This window comes from Streptomyces bambusae, from assembly GCF_020532645.1.
Classification (GTDB): Bacteria; Actinomycetota; Actinomycetes; order Streptomycetales; family Streptomycetaceae; genus Streptomyces; species Streptomyces bambusae.
In genome coordinates this window covers 1-15,778 of sequence record NZ_JAJAUZ010000004.1, presented here as the reverse complement: position 1 = coordinate 15,778, position 15,778 = coordinate 1, and the positions used below count along the sequence as shown (strand labels likewise).

17 protein-coding genes are annotated in these 15,778 nt (G+C 73.8%); 10 read left to right on the top strand and 7 right to left on the bottom strand.

Annotation, left to right across the window (positions count from 1 at the left end; all coding sequences use genetic code 11):
• Positions 1 to 6: 6 nt before the first annotated feature.
• The 3 genes from LG634_RS04030 to LG634_RS04020 form a co-directional block, all read right to left on the bottom strand.
• Entirely contained in the window at positions 7 to 1,149 is a 1,143-nt protein-coding gene (locus tag LG634_RS04030; protein WP_226732185.1) for an acyl-CoA dehydrogenase family protein, read from the bottom strand.
• The gene (locus LG634_RS04025) at positions 1,146 to 2,294 is read right to left on the bottom strand and encodes a CaiB/BaiF CoA transferase family protein (protein WP_226732184.1); all 1,149 of its coding nucleotides are present in this window, start codon (positions 2,292 to 2,294) and stop codon (positions 1,146 to 1,148) included. The genes LG634_RS04030 and LG634_RS04025 overlap by 4 nt, the downstream gene beginning before the upstream one ends.
• Before the next feature lie 235 nt (positions 2,295 to 2,529).
• Complete coding sequence (locus tag LG634_RS04020) at positions 2,530 to 2,919, bottom strand: MmcQ/YjbR family DNA-binding protein (protein WP_372482365.1); 390 nt, start codon at positions 2,917 to 2,919, stop codon at positions 2,530 to 2,532.
• 79 nt (positions 2,920 to 2,998) lie between these two features.
• Between LG634_RS04020 and LG634_RS04015 the strand changes: the two genes are divergently transcribed.
• A complete protein-coding gene (locus LG634_RS04015; protein ID WP_226732183.1) occupies positions 2,999 to 4,189 on the top strand; it encodes a saccharopine dehydrogenase family protein in 1,191 nt (396 codons plus the stop codon).
• 158 nt (positions 4,190 to 4,347) lie between these two features.
• Here the strand turns inward: LG634_RS04015 and LG634_RS04010 are convergent, their stop codons facing one another.
• Positions 4,348 to 5,028 (bottom strand): endonuclease V, encoded by a 681-nt coding sequence (locus tag LG634_RS04010; protein ID WP_226732182.1) that lies wholly within the window; start codon positions 5,026 to 5,028, stop codon positions 4,348 to 4,350.
• A 27-nt stretch (positions 5,029 to 5,055) separates the two neighbouring features.
• Between LG634_RS04010 and LG634_RS04005 the strand changes: the two genes are divergently transcribed.
• On the top strand, positions 5,056 to 5,355 hold the full coding sequence (locus LG634_RS04005) for a YciI family protein (RefSeq protein WP_226732181.1): 300 nt from the start codon (positions 5,056 to 5,058) through the stop codon (positions 5,353 to 5,355).
• 83 nt (positions 5,356 to 5,438) lie between these two features.
• Here the strand turns inward: LG634_RS04005 and LG634_RS04000 are convergent, their stop codons facing one another.
• Positions 5,439 to 6,497: a WD40/YVTN/BNR-like repeat-containing protein gene (locus LG634_RS04000; RefSeq protein WP_226732180.1), complete on the bottom strand. Its 1,059-nt coding sequence runs from the start codon at positions 6,495 to 6,497 to the stop codon at positions 5,439 to 5,441.
• A gap of 313 nt (positions 6,498 to 6,810) precedes the next feature.
• On the opposite strand from LG634_RS04000, the gene ssgD reads away from it, so the two are divergent.
• The 6 genes from ssgD (at position 6,811) to LG634_RS03970 (ending at position 12,378) form a co-directional block, all read left to right on the top strand.
• Positions 6,811 to 7,227: a spore wall synthesis regulator SsgD gene (gene ssgD / locus LG634_RS03995; RefSeq protein WP_226732179.1), complete on the top strand. Its 417-nt coding sequence runs from the start codon at positions 6,811 to 6,813 to the stop codon at positions 7,225 to 7,227.
• Between the two features lie 195 nt (positions 7,228 to 7,422).
• Positions 7,423 to 9,084, top strand: coding sequence for an ABC-F family ATP-binding cassette domain-containing protein (locus tag LG634_RS03990; RefSeq protein ID WP_226732178.1), 1,662 nt, complete (start codon positions 7,423 to 7,425; stop codon positions 9,082 to 9,084).
• A 249-nt stretch (positions 9,085 to 9,333) separates the two neighbouring features.
• Entirely contained in the window at positions 9,334 to 10,185 is an 852-nt protein-coding gene (locus tag LG634_RS03985) for a helix-turn-helix domain-containing protein (RefSeq protein WP_226732177.1), read from the top strand.
• A 31-nt stretch (positions 10,186 to 10,216) separates the two neighbouring features.
• Positions 10,217 to 10,462, top strand: coding sequence for a hypothetical protein (locus tag LG634_RS03980; RefSeq protein ID WP_308072270.1), 246 nt, complete (start codon positions 10,217 to 10,219; stop codon positions 10,460 to 10,462).
• A gap of 41 nt (positions 10,463 to 10,503) precedes the next feature.
• A complete protein-coding gene (gene ddaH / locus LG634_RS03975) occupies positions 10,504 to 11,280 on the top strand; it encodes a dimethylargininase (RefSeq protein ID WP_226732176.1) in 777 nt (258 codons plus the stop codon).
• A gap of 114 nt (positions 11,281 to 11,394) precedes the next feature.
• Complete coding sequence (locus LG634_RS03970) at positions 11,395 to 12,378, top strand: acyl-ACP desaturase (protein ID WP_226732175.1); 984 nt, start codon at positions 11,395 to 11,397, stop codon at positions 12,376 to 12,378.
• A gap of 125 nt (positions 12,379 to 12,503) precedes the next feature.
• On the opposite strand, the gene LG634_RS03965 is transcribed toward LG634_RS03970, so the two are convergent.
• Both LG634_RS03965 and ligD read right to left on the bottom strand, forming a co-directional pair.
• A complete protein-coding gene (locus LG634_RS03965; protein ID WP_308072267.1) occupies positions 12,504 to 12,788 on the bottom strand; it encodes a WhiB family transcriptional regulator in 285 nt (94 codons plus the stop codon).
• 87 nt (positions 12,789 to 12,875) lie between these two features.
• Positions 12,876 to 13,895: a non-homologous end-joining DNA ligase gene (gene ligD, locus LG634_RS03960; RefSeq protein ID WP_226732174.1), complete on the bottom strand. Its 1,020-nt coding sequence runs from the start codon at positions 13,893 to 13,895 to the stop codon at positions 12,876 to 12,878.
• An 84-nt stretch (positions 13,896 to 13,979) separates the two neighbouring features.
• On the opposite strand from ligD, the gene LG634_RS03955 reads away from it, so the two are divergent.
• Positions 13,980 to 15,056: an ATP-dependent DNA ligase gene (locus LG634_RS03955; RefSeq protein WP_226732173.1), complete on the top strand. Its 1,077-nt coding sequence runs from the start codon at positions 13,980 to 13,982 to the stop codon at positions 15,054 to 15,056.
• A 44-nt stretch (positions 15,057 to 15,100) separates the two neighbouring features.
• On the top strand, positions 15,101 to 15,598 hold the full coding sequence (locus LG634_RS03950; RefSeq protein WP_226732172.1) for an NUDIX domain-containing protein: 498 nt from the start codon (positions 15,101 to 15,103) through the stop codon (positions 15,596 to 15,598).
• Positions 15,599 to 15,778: the final 180 nt, after the last annotated feature.

Below are 15,778 nucleotides of genomic sequence, written 5' to 3'. Positions count from 1 at the left end.
CGGGGGCTAGCCGAGCAGGGAACGGCCGATGATCTCTTTCATGATCTCGGTCGTGCCGCCGTAGATGGTCTGGATACGGCCGTCGGTGAAGGCCCGCGCGACCCGGTATTCGGTCATGTAGCCGTAGCCGCCGTGCAGTTGGAGGCAGCGGTCGGCGACCCGCTTCTGGAGTTCGGTGGCCCACCACTTGGCCATGGAGGCGTGTACGGCGTCCAGGGCGCCTTCGGCGTGCTCGGCGATGCAGCGGTCCAGGAAGGTGCGGGTGACGGCGCACTCGGTGGCCATCTCCGCGATCTCGAACCGGATGTGCTGGAGCCGGGCCAGCGGCCGGCCGAACGCCTCGCGCTCCTTGACGTACGCGGTGGTGAGCTCCAGCAGGTGCTCGGCGGCGGCGATCGCGGCCATGGCGATGCTCAGGCGCTCCTGCGGGAGGTTCGTCATCAGGTGGACGAACGCGCCGTTCAGCTCGCCGAGCAGGTTCTCCTTGGGGACGCGGACGTCGGTGAAGAACAGCTCGGCGGTGTCCTGGGACTTCTGCCCGATCTTGTCGAGGTTGCGGCCGCGCTCGAAGCCGTCCGCGCCCCGTTCGACGACGAGCAGCGACAGGCCGTGGGCGCCGCCCTCCGGGGTGGTCTTCGCCACGACGACCACCAGGTCGGCGAGGATGCCGTTGGAGATGAAGGTCTTGGAGCCGTTGAGCAGCCAGTGGTCGCCGCGGTCCTCGGCGGTGGTGCGGATGCCCTGGAGGTCGGAGCCGGCGCCCGGCTCGGTCATGGCGATCGCGGTGATGGTCTCGCCGCTGCAGAACCCGGGCAGCCAGCGGCGCTTCTGCTCGTCGGTGGCGAGCGAGGTAAGGTACGGGCCGATGATGTCGTTGTGCAGGCCGAGGGCGAGGCCGGGGGTGCCGGCCCGGGTGAACTCCTCGGCGAGGACGGCGGCGTAGCGGAAGTCGGGGTTCCCGCCGCCGCCGTACTCCTCGGGCACGGCCAGGCCCAGCAGGCCCTGCCGGCCGGCCGCCCGCCAGGCGTCCCGGCTGACGATCCCGTCCTGCTCCCAGCGGTCGTAGTGCGGCAGCACCTCCTTGGCCAGGAAGGTGCGCACGGTCTCGCGGAACGCCTCGTGGTCCGCGTCGAAGAGCTGGCGTTTCATCGGTCCCCTGCCGTGGTGTCGAGTGCGGGGACCGCCCAGTCGCGGGCCACCTCCGCGGTGTCTGCTCCCGGCTGCGCCGGTCCGCGGTGGACGCCGCCTGGGGTTTCCGAGAACCGGGGGGCGGGCGCCGGCTGGACGATGCCGCCGAAGTCGGTGAAGGTGCCGCGCGCGGCCAGGTGCGGGTGGTGCGGCGCCTCGCGCAGCGAGAGCACCGGCGCCACGCAGGCGTCGGAGCCTTCGAACACGGCGGTCCACTCCGCGCGGGTACGGGTGCGGAAGGCGGCGGCGACGGCCTCGCGCAGCTCGCCCCAGCGGGCGAGGTCCTTGCGGGCGGGCGCGGTGTCCGCGATGCCGAGGAGCGCGGTGAACTCCTCGTAGAACTGCTGCTCCAGGGCGCCGACCGCCATGTACGCACCGTCGGAGGTCTCGTACGTGCCGTAGAAGGGGCAGCCGCCGTCGAGGAGGTTGGCGCCGCGGCGGTCCTGCCAGCCGCCGGCCGCGACCATGCCGTGGATCATGGCGGTGAGGTGGGCGGTGCCGTCGACGATCGCGGCGTCGACGGTCTGGCCGGTGCCGGTGGTACGGGCGTGCTGGAGCGCCGCGAGCACGCCGATGACCAGGTAGAGGGAGCCGCCCGCGTAGTCGCCGACCAGGTTGGCGGGGACCGCCGGCGGCTCCCCCGGGTTGCCGATCATGCCGAGGGCGCCGGTGATCGCGATGTATCCGATGTCGTGGCCGGCCCGCGGGGCGAGCGGGCCCTCCTGGCCCCAGCCGGTCATCCGGCCGTAGACGAGGCGCGGGTTGCGGGCCCGGCAGGCCTCGGGGCCGACGCCGAGCCGCTCGGCCACGCCGGGGCGGAAGCCCTCGATGAGGATGTCGGCCCGTTCGGCGAGGTCGAGGACGCGGGCGGGGCCGTCGGGGGCCTTGAGGTCGACGAGTACGGAGCGCTTGTTGCGGTTGGTGACGTCGTAGGCGGGGTCGATGGCGAGGCCGCCGCCGCCCGGCCGGTCCACCCGGACCACGTCGGCGCCGAGGTCGGCCAGCAGCATGGCGGCGAACGGGCCGGGGCCGATGCCGGCCAGCTCGACGACCCGTACGCCCGCGAGCGGGCCGCCGGTCCGGTTCCCGTGCCCAGCCTCTGCCATCGAGCCCCCAGGTACCCAGGTATGTGACACAACTGATGTAACACCGGTGATGCTAGGAACGTGTTCCACCGAGCACAAGCCCCTGGGCGAGCAAGCGCTTAGCCAATTTCGGCCGCGGGACCCGGGGCCGCGGAGCCCGGGGCCGCGGAGCCCGGGGCCGCGGAGCCCGGGGCCGCGGAGCCCGGGGCCGCGGAGCCCGGGGCCGCGGAGCCCGGGGCCGCCGGCCCAGCCGCCCCTATCCGGCGGCGGTGCGCGCGTCCAGCTCCTTGATCAGGCTCTTCGGCGCCACCGTCCGGTAGCTCTCCTCCACCCACTCGCACAGCAGCTCCGCCGCCGGCGCGCCCTTCTCCCCCAGCGGTACGGACACCCAGCCGGCCCGGCCCAGCCCGTACCCGGTGGGCTCGGCGCCCGGCATCCCCATCGCGTGCTCGTGCAGGTCCGCGTCCTTGAGCTTCACGGACAGTCCGGGCGGATTCGGGCCGTCGGCGTTCCCGAGGAACACGAAGATCTTCTTGTTGACCTTGATCACGCAGTCCTCGGGTCCCCACGGGAACTCCTCCACCGCACCGGGCAGATCGAGGGCGAATGACCGTACTTGCTCCCACTTGCGGACGGCGTTCTTCACCGGGCGCACCTCCCTGGTCTCACGGGCCACCGCCCCTCACGCTAGCCTCGGCCACCGACAACAGCCGACAGGAGCGGGGATGAACAGAGCGGACGGGCCCGAACGGGCCTATGACGTGGTGCTTTTCGGTGCCACCGGGTTCGTGGGCGAGCTGGTGGCCGAGTACCTCGCCGGCCGTGCACCCGCGGACTGCCGCTGGGCGCTGGCCGGCCGCAGCACGGCCAAGCTGGAGCGGCTGCGTGCGCGTCTCGCCGAGCGGCATCCGGCCGCCGCGGACGTCCCGCTGCTGGCCGCGGACGCCGGGGACCGGGCCGCGATGCGCGAGCTGGCCGCCTCGGCCCGGGTGGTCGCCACGACGGTCGGCCCGTACGTCTGGTACGGCGGGGAGCTGGTCGCCGCGTGCGCCGACGCGGGCACGGACTATGTGGACCTGACCGGTGAACCGGAGTTCGTGGACCGGACGTTCCTGCGGCACGACGCGCGGGCCCGGGAGACGGGCGCCCGGATCGTGCACGCCTGCGGTTTCGACTCGGTGCCCCACGACCTGGGCGTGCTGTTCACGGTGCAGCAGCTGCCGGCGGACGTGCCGCTGCGGGTGGACGGGTTCGTCCGGTCGAACGCGCTGTTCTCGGGCGGCACCCTGGCCTCCGCGCTGACCGCGCTGGGCCGCGGCCCGCAGACCCTGCGGGCGGCCCGGGAGCGGCGACTGCACGAACCGCGGCTGCTGGGCCGGCGGGCCCGGGCGCCGCTGGGCGCCCCGCGGTTCAGCCGGGAGACGGGCACCTGGGCGCTGCCGCTGCCCTCGCTGGATCCGCGGGTGGTGGCCCGGTCGGCGGCCGCGCTGGAGCGCTACGGGCCGGACTTCCGCTACCGCCACTACGCGTCCGTGCGGCGACTGCCGGTGGCGCTGGGCGGGACCGCCGCGCTGGGTGCGGTGACGGCGCTGGCGCAGGTGCCGGCGGCCCGGCAGTGGCTGATGGACCGGTGGGAGCCGGGTTCCGGGCCGGACGAACCGCGCCGGGCGCGCAGCTGGTTCACGGTGCGGTTCGTCGGCGAGGGCGGCGGCCGGCGGGTCTTCACCGAGGTGTCCGGCGGCGATCCGGGCTACGGGGAGACGGCCAAGATGCTGGCGGAGGCCGCGCTCTGCCTGGCGTACGACGAACTGCCCGTCACCGCGGGCCAGGTGACGACGGCAGTGGCCATGGGCGACGCGCTGACCGGCCGGCTGCGGGCGGCGGGCATCGTCTTCCGGGTGGCGGACAGCCGGTAGGACGTCGCCGCAGGGCCGGGGCCGGATTGTGCCCGGCTGGGGGCGGGAGGGGTGCGGCGGAGGCGACCGGAATTGCCGCATCCGGTGCGCGGGCAAGGTCCGTCGGACGGAGCGGGCGGGCAGGAGCGTCCGGCCGCGGGACGGGCGGCCGGACGCCGTCAGCCCAGGGCTTCGCGCAGGGCGCGGCGGCAGAGCGAGTCGGCCCGGCGGGTGGTCTCCGGGATGCGGAAGCGCGGGCTCAGGGCGAGCGTGTGCGCACAGGCGTTGTCGAGGGAGACCCGGTGGCCGACGGACACGTAGACGGGTTTGACCCCGCGCTGCGTGCGCAGGGCCCGGCCGACCTCGGCGCCGTCGGGGGCGAGCAGCGGCGAGCCGTCGCCGCGGGCCTCGCCGGGCGGCTCGTACCGGAAGGTGAACGGATTCTTCGCAACGCCGATCGTGGGCAGGCCGGTGACCACACCGAGGTGGCTGGCCAGTCCGAAGCCGCGCGGGTGGGCGATCCCGTAGCCGTCGCAGACCACCAGCTCGGGCGCGGCGGTGAGGGCGTCCAGGGCGGCCAGTACGGTGGGCAGTTCGCGGAAGGCGAGCAGGCCGGGCACGTAGGGGAAGGAGACGTGGCCGACCGCGGTGGCCTCCTCCACGGTCTCCAGGGTGCCCGCGTCGAGGACCACCGCCGCGGCGGCGACCAGGTCGCGCGCGTCGTCGTAGGCGACGTCGACGCCGGCGACGAGGCCGCGGCCGGGCGGCGGACCGGGCTGGTCCCGGACCACGCGGGCCCGCAGTTCGTCCTGTACCGCCCGGGCCTCGGCCTCGTCGGCGGGGGTCTTCACACTCGTCATGGTGGCTCCGAGAGTAGCCTGACGATCATGTTTGTCATGGAGCTGACCTACACCGCCCCCATCGAGGCGATCGAGGAGGAGCTGGACGCGCACGTCGCCTGGCTCGACCGGCACTACGCGGCAGGGGTGTTCCTCGCGTCCGGGCGGAAGGTGCCGCGGGAGGGCGGGGTGATCCTCGCCGGGGGCGTCTCGCGCGCGGAGGTGGAACGGATCGCGGAGGAGGACCCGTTCGCGGCGGCGGGCCTGTGCACGTACCGGATCACGGAGTTCATCGCCACGAAGACCTCCGCGGACCTGAGCGCCGTCCGCGAGACCCTGGGCGCCTGACCCCTCCGCGGACGGACCGGCCCGGCGCCGGGGACCGTCCGCGGGGCCCCGGGTCGGCGTTCCGGGGCCCCGCGGACGGGCTTCTACCGGCGCAGCCGCGCGATGCGGCCCTTCTCGCCGGAGGCCCAGCAGGACCCGTCGGACGCGCAGTCGACCGTGTCGAACGAGCCCGGGTCCACCGGCCGCCAGCTGCGGCCGCCGTCGGTGCTGAGGTCGGTGCCGGTCGGGCCGACCGCCAGGGCGGCGCCGTGCCGGTGCGGGAGCCAGGCCACGCCGGAGCGGTAGGCGGCCGGCGGGGTCTGGGCGGCGGCCCAGGCGCGGCCGCCGTCGCCGGTGACGGCGGCGGCGCGCGGCGAGGCCTGGTCGGCGCGGTAGTCGCCGCCGACGGCGATGCCGTGCCGGCGGTCTCGGAAGGCCAGGCCGAAGACGCCCTTGGCGCCCTCGCCGGCGGGCACGGTGGTGTCGGTGACGGTCCAGTTCAGTCCGCGGTCGCCGGAGTGCAGGACGCGGGCGGTGGCGCCGCCGCCGGTGGCCATCCAGACGTCCCGCGGCCCGGCGCTCACCAGGCACTGGCCGCTGGCCGCGAAGCCGGCCTCGCCGGGGAGCGCGGCGGGCATGCCGGCGTCGGGCAGCACCCGCCAGGAGCGGCCGCCGTCGGCGGTGGACAGGATCCGGAACCTGCCGTCCACCGGGTCGCTCATGGCCAGGCCGTGGCGGCGGTCGAAGAAGGTCAGGCAGTCGTAGAAGGCCCGCGGGTCGGGGTTGCGGAAGGTCTCGGTCCAGGTGGCGCCGCCGTCCTCGGTGCGGAAGACCCGGGAGTCCTCGCCCTCGCCGATGGACAGGGCGACCGCGCGGCGGGCGTCGAAGGCCTCGATGTCGCGCAGTTCCAGCCCGGCGGCCGCGGGCGGCGAGACGTTCCGCCAGCTGCGGCCGCCGTCGGTCGTGCGCAGCACCGTGCCCTTGGAGCCGGAGGCCCAGGCGGTGGACCTGCTGACGGCGGCCAGGCCGCGGAACCGTGCGTCCGTACCGCTGTCCTTCAGGTCCCACCGGAGGGTGGGACGGGCTGCGCCGGCGTCCGCCGCCCGGGCCTCGGGGGCCGCCGGGACCCCGGCCAGAGCCGCTCCCAACACTGCCGCGCACATGCCAACTGCCAGAAGTCTCATGGCGCCGGAAGCTAGTGCACCCCGGTGATCGCCGTCCAGACTGCGGACCCGGGCCGGGCCCTGCCGGACAGACCCGGGACCGGTCACGGAGCAGCGAGATCCGGCCCTTCTCCGACTGGCCCTGCGACGGTGCATCCACCGCCCCAACTGCAGGGAAACGATCACTCTGCGCAATCGGACCGCCGCTTTTCCGCCAGCCGGTGACGCACGTCACGCCCCCGGCGTGTGCACGGATCCGGCCGTTCCTGCGTCTAACCCCATGCCCTACCGATCCGCCGCAAGGGAGCAGGCCATGATCACCGTCATCGAGCAAGCAGTACAGGCCCGGCTGGTCGCGACCGCCCCCAAGGTCGAGTCCGTTCCGGTCACGCTCTGCTACGACCGGTCGGATCCGTTCGCGGTCCGCATGGCCTTCCCCGCGCCCGCCACCCTCGAAGGCATCGAGGTGTCGTGGACCTTCGGCCGTGAGCTGCTGGAGACCGGCATCGACGAGCCGGCGGGACTGGGCGACGTCCGCGTCCGGCCGTACGGCGCGGGTCGCACCGTGATCGAGTTCCACGCTCCCGAGGGCATGGCCATCGTGCTGATGGACACCGCCGACCTGGAGGGCTTCCTGGAGCGGGTGGCCGCGGTGGTCCCGGCCGGCATGGAGCACCTGTACGTCGACATGGACGCCGATCTCGCCGAGCTGCTGCGCGACACCCCCTGAACCCTCCGGGGACGCCCCGCCCGGCCCGCCGCACCCTCGCGGTCGTTAATTCCTTTGCGGTCCGGGCGACCGCCCCCGTAGCGTCGACGACGGCTCTGCTGTCGTTGATCGGAGAAGGACATTGCTCTTGAGGCCCTGAGACACCCCCGGGTGTCTCCACGTGTTGCCCCTTGTCACACGCAACCGGAGGCCTCCATGTCTCGATCTTTCGGCTCTTCCGCCCACTTCGCCACCTGCTCCGCCCTCGGCTTCGACTGGCCTGACGGCACCCGGGTGTTCGACTCCCTCCAGCTGTCCGTCGGCCCCGGCCGGACCGGGCTGGTGGGTCTGAACGGATGCGGAAAGTCCACCCTGTTGAAGCTCCTCGCGGGCGAACTCGCGCCCACCGAGGGACACATCACCATCGCCGGCTCCGTCGGCCACCTCCCCCAGAACCTCACGCTCGACACCGCGCTGCGCGTGGACGCCGCCCTCGGCATCGACCGCACCCGGGCCGCGCTGCACGCCATCGAGGCGGGCGAGGCCACGGAGGAGCACTTCGCCCTGGTCGGCGACGACTGGGACGTCGAGGAACGCGCCCGCGCCACCCTCGACGAACTCGGTCTGGGCCGGATCGGTCTCGACCGCACCGTCGGCGACATCTCCGGCGGCGAGTCCGTACTGCTGCGCCTGGCCGCGCTGCTGCTGCGCCGGCCGGACGTCCTGCTGCTCGACGAGCCGACCAACAACCTGGACCTGCGGGCCCGGCAGCGGCTGTACGACGCCGTCGAGGCCTGGCCCGGGGTGCTGGTCGTGGTCAGCCACGACCGCGAACTGCTGGAGCGCGTCGACCGGATCGCCGAGCTCCACGAGGGCGAGGTCCACCTGTACGGCGGCAACTTCTCGGCGTACGAGCGGGCGCTCGCGGCCGAGCAGGAGGCGGCCGAGCGGATGGTGCGCGTCGCCGAGGCGGACGTGCAGCGGCAGAGGCGCGAACTCTCCGATGCCCAGGGCAAATTGGCCCGGCGGCGGCGCTACGGCCAGAAGATGTGGGACCAGAAGCGCGAGCCCAAGATCGTGATGGGCGGACGCAAGCGGCAGGCGGAGGTGTCGGCCGGCAAGCACCGCACGCTGCACGCCGGACGGCTGGCCGAGGCCCGCGACCGGCTCGACCAGGCCGTCGAGGCGGTCCGCGACGACGACGAGATCCGCGTCGAACTCCCCGCCACCCTGGTCCCGTCGGGCCGCGGCGTCCTCACCCTGCGCGAGCTGTCGCTCGCCCACGGGCCCGAGGCGCCGGCGGTGCCGAAGGCCTGGGAGCTGCGCGGCCCGGAGCGGGTCGCGCTGGTGGGCCGCAACGGCGCGGGCAAGACCACGCTGCTGCGCACGCTGGCGGGGCAGCTCGCCCCGGCGGCGGGCGAGGCCGAGGTCCACGTGCCGCTGCGCTACCTGCCGCAGCGGCTCGACCTCCTCGACGGGGACCTGTCGGTGGTGGAGAACGTGGCCGCCCTCACCCCAGGAGTGACGAACAATCAGATCCGGGCCCGGCTGGCGCACTTCCTGTTCCGGGGCAGCCGGGCGGACCAGCCGGCCGGCACCCTGTCGGGCGGGGAGCGGTTCCGGGCCTCGCTGGCGGCACTGCTGCTGGCGAACCCGGCACCGCAGCTGCTGCTGCTCGACGAACCGACCAACAACCTGGACCTGGCGAGCGTCCGGCAGCTGACCGCCGCTCTGGACTCGTACGAGGGCGCGCTGATGGTGGCGAGCCACGACGTGCCGTTCCTGGAGTCGATCGGCATCACCAAGTGGCTGCTGCTCGACGGGGAGTTGCGACCGACCTCGCGCGAGGAGGTCCGGGAGATGCTGTGGGAGGGCTGACGGGAACGGGGCGGTAGCCGGCGGGTGCGCCCCGGGGCCGGCGGCGCGCAGGGCCCACGCCCGGGCGCGCCGCCGGCCCGCACCCTTTCCGGGCGTCCTCCCGCGGCGCAGGTTCGCCCCGTGTGAAACTTTCACTACCGACCGTAGCGCGCCGTGGTGCACGGTGCTACTACTTGTGTGTCTACGTGAGGTTTTCTCATGCGATGTCGGGCGCGGGCGTGGCGCCGCGGCCGAGGAAGAGGGGGACACGTGCCGCCCAGGAGCACCCCGACCGCCCGGCAGCAGCGGCTCGGCGGCGAACTGCGCAAGCTCCGGGAGCAGTCGGGCATGACGGTGCAGCAGGCTGCGGCCCTCCTGGGCGTGGACCGCACCCGCATCCCGAACATCGAGTCGGGCCGGATCGGGATCACCGCCGAGCGGGTCCGCACCCTGGCCTTCAACTACGACTGCCCGGACACCGACCTGGTGGACCTGCTCGCGGCCATGGCCCAGGAGCGCGAGAAAGGCTGGTGGGAGCGGCACCGCGGGATGCTGCCGCCGGCCCTGCTGGACATCGCCGAACTGGAGCACCACGCCGTCGCCCTGCACACGGCGGTGACCACCCACATTCCGGGGCTGCTGCAGACGGAGGAGCACGCGCGGGCGGTGTTCGGCACCGCCGATCCGCCACTGCCGGAGCCCGACCTCCAGGCGCGGCTGGCGCTGCGGATGACACGGCGGGCGGTCTTCGACCGCGAACTCCCGCCGCGGTACGAGGCGGTGGTCCACGAGGCGGCCCTGCGGATGCAGTTCGGCGGTCCGAAGGTGGCGCGGGCGCAGCTGGAGCACGTCCTGGAGCAGTCGGAGCGGGAGCACGCGACGGTGCGGGTGATCCCTTTCGCCGCGGGGGGCTTCCCCGGGGCCGGGCAGTCCTTCACGTACGCGGCGGCGGCGATGGCCCAGCTGGACACCGTACAACTCGACACCTCGCACGGCTCGATGCTCCTGGACTCCGACATGAAGCTGCGGCGGTACCGGGGGCTGCTGGACCGGCTGCGGCGGCTGGCGCTGCCGGAGCGCGCCTCGCGCGATTTCATCCACCGCGCGGCGCAGGACCTGTGACGGCCCGTACTCCCGAGAGAGACGAGACCACATGACCATGCGCACGAGCACCATCGCCTGGGACGAGGCCTTCTGCAGCGAGGGGGCCAACTGCTTCCGGTTCGGCCGGGACGCCGACGGGCGGGCGTACATCGGCACCACGCACTCCGCGAACGTGGTCACGGATTCGATGGACGCGCTGCGGGCCCTGATCACCGCGGTGAAGGCGGGCGCGGCGGACCACCTGCTCGGCCCGGAACCGGTGATGCCGTCTGGCGGGCGCCGGGCGGCCGCGTGATGATGGGCGCCGGACCCCCTCCCGGACCCAGGAGTACCGCGGTGCCCAGCAGAAGAGCCCTGATCCGCCGTCCCGGTCCGCGCCTCGCCGAGGGGCTCGTGACCCACATCGAGCGCACCCCGGTCGACCCCGGTCTCGCCCTGCGGCAGTGGGAGGCGTACGCGCAGGTGCTGCGCGACCACGGGTGGGAGACGGTGGAGGTCGCGCCGGCCGAGGACTGCCCGGACGCGGTGTTCGTCGAGGACGCCGTCGTCATGTTCCGCAACGTCGCGCTGATCACCCGCCCGGGCGCGGAGTCCCGGCAGCCGGAGACGGCCGCGGTCGAGGAGGCGGTGGCCGCGCTCGGCTGCTCGGTGAACCGGGTACGGGCGCCCGGCACCCTCGACGGCGGCGACGTCCTCAAGATCGGCGACACGGTGTACGTGGGCCGGGGCGGCCGGACCGACGCGGAGGGGGTGCGGCAGCTGCGGGCGGTCTTCGAGCCGCTGGGCGCGAAGGTGGTGGCGGTGCCGGTGAGCCGGGTGCTGCACCTGAAGTCGGCCGTGACGGCGCTGCCGGACGGGACGGTGATCGGCCACCCCCCGCTCGTCGACACCCCTACCGCTTTCGGGTCGTTCCTGCCGGTCCCCGAGGAGTCGGGGGCGCACGTGGTGCTGCTCGGCGGCGGCCGGCTGCTGATGGCGTCCAGTGCGCCGCGCAGCGCCGAGCTCTTCACCTCCCTGGGCTACCAGCCGGTAACCGTGGACATCGGGGAGTTCGAAAAACTCGAAGGGTGCGTGACATGTCTCTCCGTTCGGCTGCGTGACCTCCCCTCATAACGGTGCGTAGCCGGATATTCCCGGGGCGGGGCTTGGCGGGCTCTGACGCCGGGCTTAACCTACGGTCTCGTAACCTACGAAGCCGTAAGTATCGGCCTGCCCTCTGGAGTACCCGTGACCCTCACCTCTCCCTACCTCGGCAGCTCGGAGGCGTGGACGGACGCCAGGCTGCTGTTCGCGCTGGAAGAGGTGGTCGAGAAGGAGCTCAACCGCCACCTGAAGGTCACCAAGGACTGGATGCCCCACGAGTACGTGCCGTGGAGCGACGGCCGGAACTTCCCGGGCTTCTTCGAGGACGGCGAGGCCTGGGAGCCCGCCCAGTCCAAGGTGACCGACATCGGCCGGATCGCGCTCGTCGTCAACCTCCTCACCGAGGACAACCTGCCCAGCTACCACCACGAGATCGCCTCCCTGTTCGGCCGGGACGGCGCGTGGGGCACCTGGGTGCACCGGTGGACCGCGGAGGAGGGCCGGCACGGCATCGTGATGCGCGACTACCTGCTGGCGTCGCGCGCCGTGGACCCGGACAAGCTGGAGCAGTTCCGGATGGCGCACATGTCGGAGGGCTTCGAGTCCGACAACCGCCACTCGATGCTGCACTCGGTGGCGTACGTCGCCTTCCAGGAGCTCGCGACCCGCATCTCGCACCGCAACACCGGCCACCAGTCGGGCGACCCGGTCTGCGACCGGATGCTGGCGCGCATCGCGCAGGACGAGAACCTGCACATGGTCTTCTACCGCAACCTGCTGGGCGCGGCCTTCGAGCTGGCGCCGGACCTGACCATGCAGGCCGTGCGGGACGTGGTCGTCAACTTCCGGATGCCGGGACACGGCATGCCGGGCTTCGAGCGGGCCGCCGCGCAGATGGCCATCGGCGGCATCTACAACCTGCGCATCCACCACGACGACGTGCTGTCGCCGGTGCTGCGGTTCCTGAAGGTCATGGAGATCGACGGGCTCGGCCCCGAGGGCCGGCAGGCCCAGGAGGAGCTGGGGCTCTACATGAACGGCCTCGACGACGAGGCCCGCAAGCTGGACGAGCGCCTGGCGGCGCGGGCGGCCCGGGTGGCCGCGCGCGGCAACGCGAAGCGGGACTGACCCGGGCGGGAAAGCCCCGGCGGGGGCCCGTGCCGGCGGCACGGGCCCTTGCGCGTACGCGGACCCTCCCGCACACGCGGACCCTCCCGCGTGCACGTCCGGGTCCGGCGCGGACCCCGGCCACGTCAGCGGCGGCGCAGGACCTGCCGTTCCTGCTCGGACAGCCCGCCCCAGACGCCGAAGCGCTCGTCGTTGGCGAGGGCGTACTCCAGGCACGCGGCCCGGCCCGGGCAGGCCGCGCACAGCCGCTTCGCCTCGCGCACCGACGTGCCCGGTTCCGGGAAGAAGAACTCGGGTCCGGTCTGGGCGCACAGCGCGCCCACCTGCCAGGACAGCTCGGGCAGCACGGTGGTGGCAGCGGGCGCGATCCGGTCGGCAGGGGCGATCGCGGCGGTCGTGTTCATCGGCATGAAGGCAGCATGGCGGGCGCCGATATACGTCTGATCAACGCGCGTTCAACGCCCCTCGCGCAGCGGGTACGGCCGCCCCGCCCGGGCTCACTCCTCGTGCTTGGCGCGGCTCGGCTGGACCCGTTTCGGCTCCCCCGGCATCTTCGGGTAGTCCGGCGGGTACGGCATGTCGCCCAGGCCGCGCGCCTCGCGGTCGTGGTCGGCCAGCTCCAGTACGGCGTCCAGCACGAAGGCGTGCTCCTCCATGTCGGCGTGCACGTCGCCCAGCTCGGCGAAGCGGGCCGGCATGGTCACGATGTCGAAGTCGCGCGGCTCCGCGGAGTCCACCTCGTCCCAGCGCAGCGGGGCCGAGACGGGTGCGTGCGGGCGGGGGCGGACCGAGTACGCGGAGGCGATGGTGCGGTCGCGGGCCGTCTGGTTGTAGTCGACGAAGATCCGCTCCCCGCGCTCCTCCTTCCACCAGGCGGTGGTGACCTTGCCGGGCATCCGGCGCTCCAGTTCGCGGCCCAGCGCGATGGCGCAGCGCCGTACCTCGGTGAAGGTCCAGCGCGGCTCGATCGGCACGAACACGTGCAGGCCGCGGCCGCCCGAGGTCTTCGGCCAGCCGCGCAGGCCCAGTTCCTCCAGCAGGGCGCGCAGCTCGTGGGCGGCGGCCACCGCATGGTGGTAGTCCGTACCGGGCTGCGGGTCGAGGTCGATGCGCAGTTCGTCGGGCCGGTCGGTGTCCTCGCGGCGCACCGGCCACGGGTGGAAGGTGAGGCAGCCCAGGTTGGCCGCCCACAGCACGGCGGCCGGCTCGGTCGGGCAGATCTCGTCGGCGGTGCGGCCGCTGGGGAATGCGATGTGGGCGGTGGGGATCCAGTCGGGCAGGTTCTTCGGGGCCCGTTTCTGGAAGAACGATTCGCCGGTCACCCCGTCGGGGTAGCGCTCCAGGGTGGTCGGCCGGTTCCGCAGCGCGCGCGTGATGCCCCCGGCGACGGCCAGGTAGTACTGCGCGACGTCCAGCTTGGTCAGGCCGCGCTCGGGGAAGTACACCTTCTCCGGGCTGGACAGCCGTACCGTCCGGCCGCCGGCGTCCAGTTCGACCGCAGTGCGCGCAGTACCCATGTGCGTCACGGTAGGCGCGGACCGGGCGGCCCGCACACCGGGCGCCACCGGGCGGCGCGGTGGCCCGCAGCGCAGAATCGGACCATGGACCTCCCCGTGATGCCGCCCGTGAAGCCCATGCTGGCGAAGTCCGTGGCGCGCATCCCGCCGGGGATGCAGTACGAGGCGAAGTGGGACGGGTTCCGCGCGATCGTGCACCGCGACGGGCCCGAGGTGGTCGTCGGCAGCCGCACCGGCAAGCCGCTGACCCGGTACTTCCCCGAGCTGGTGGCCGCGCTGCTGGACAACCTGCCGGAGCGCTGCGTGGTGGACGGCGAGATCGTGATCGCGCACGGCGGGCGGCTGGACTTCGACCGGCTCACCGAGCGGATCCACCCCGCGGCCTCCCGGGTGGCGGCGCTCGCCGAGCGCACGCCCGCCGCCTTCGTCGCCTTCGACCTGCTCGCCCTCGGCGACGAGGCGCTGCTCGACACCCCGCTGTCCGAGCGCCGGGCCGCCCTCGAGGAGGCGCTGCGCGCGTCGGCTCCCCCGGTCCACCTGGCGCCCGCCACCACGGACGCGGCGCTCGCGCAGGAGTGGTTCTCCGCGTACGAAGGGGCCGGGCTGGACGGGGTGGTCGCCAAGCCGCTGGACCTGCCGTACCGGCCGGACGCCCGGCTGATGTACAAGATCAAGCACGAGCAGACGGCGGACGTGGTCGTCGGCGGCTACCGCTTCCACAAGAGCGGCCCGGTGGTCGGCTCGCTGCTGCTCGGGCTGTACGACGCACGGGGCGTCCTCCAGCACGTCGGCGTGTGCGCCGCGTTCCCGATGAAGCGGCGGGCCGAACTGGTGACGGAGCTGGAGCCGCTGCGGACGGACCCGGACGCGCCCACCGGCCACCCGTGGGCTGCCTGGGCCGACGAGTCCGCGCACGAGGGCGCACGGCTCCCCGGGGCCCCGAGCCGCTGGTCGGGCAAGAAGGACCTGTCCTGGGTCCCGCTGCGGCCCGAGCTGGTGATCGAGGTCGGCTACGACCACATGGAGGGCGACCGCTTCCGCCACACCGCCCAGTTCAAGCGCCCCCGCCCGGACCGGACCCCGGAGACCTGCACCTACGACCAGCTGGAGGAGGTCGTCCGGTACGACCTGAACGAGGTGCTCGGCTTGACGGGCACGTAGGGGAGGTTGCGAGGATCGTCCTCCGTACGACCGGAGGTCTTGCCATGCCCGCAGCAGCCGTTCCGCCCGCCGCCGAGCGTCCCGACCGGGCGCGGCCCGCCGCGAACGCGGTGGTGGGGGTCGGGGTGGTCGTGGTGGACGCGGACGGCCGGGTGCTGCTCGGCCAGGCGCACGACGGCCGCTGGGAGCTGCCGGGCGGGAAGACCGACCCCGGTGAGGGGTTCGCCGAGGCGGCGGCGCGTGAGCTGGCCGAGGAGACGTCGCTCCTGGCCGAGCCCTCCGCCGTCCGGGTCCTCGCGGTGCTCGTCGGCGCGAAGGCGGGCGTGGTCCGCCTGACGGCGGCGGTCGTGACGGACTCGGCGGCCGGCGCTCCCCGGGTCACCGAGCCGGACAAGATCCTGCGGTGGTCCTGGTTCGAGCCGTCCGCGATCCCCACCGGGCTGTACGGTCCGTCGGCGACCGTGCTGCACGCGTGGCGTCCGGAGCTGGGGCTCGACGTCGCGCACGTGCCGTCGCACGTGTACCGGCTCGCGGACGCCTGACCCCGGGGGCCCGGCCCCGAGCCCCGGTCCTCAAACGCCGGACGGGCTGGAGTGTGCCCCCTGCCCTGACTTTGACCGCGGGCCGAGGCTTGCCTAAGCCCCGCCGGCGATTGAGGTGCGGGGTCTGGGGCGGAGCCCCGGTTCGGGAAGGGGCGGGGTGGGGGAACAGCCCCGCAGGGT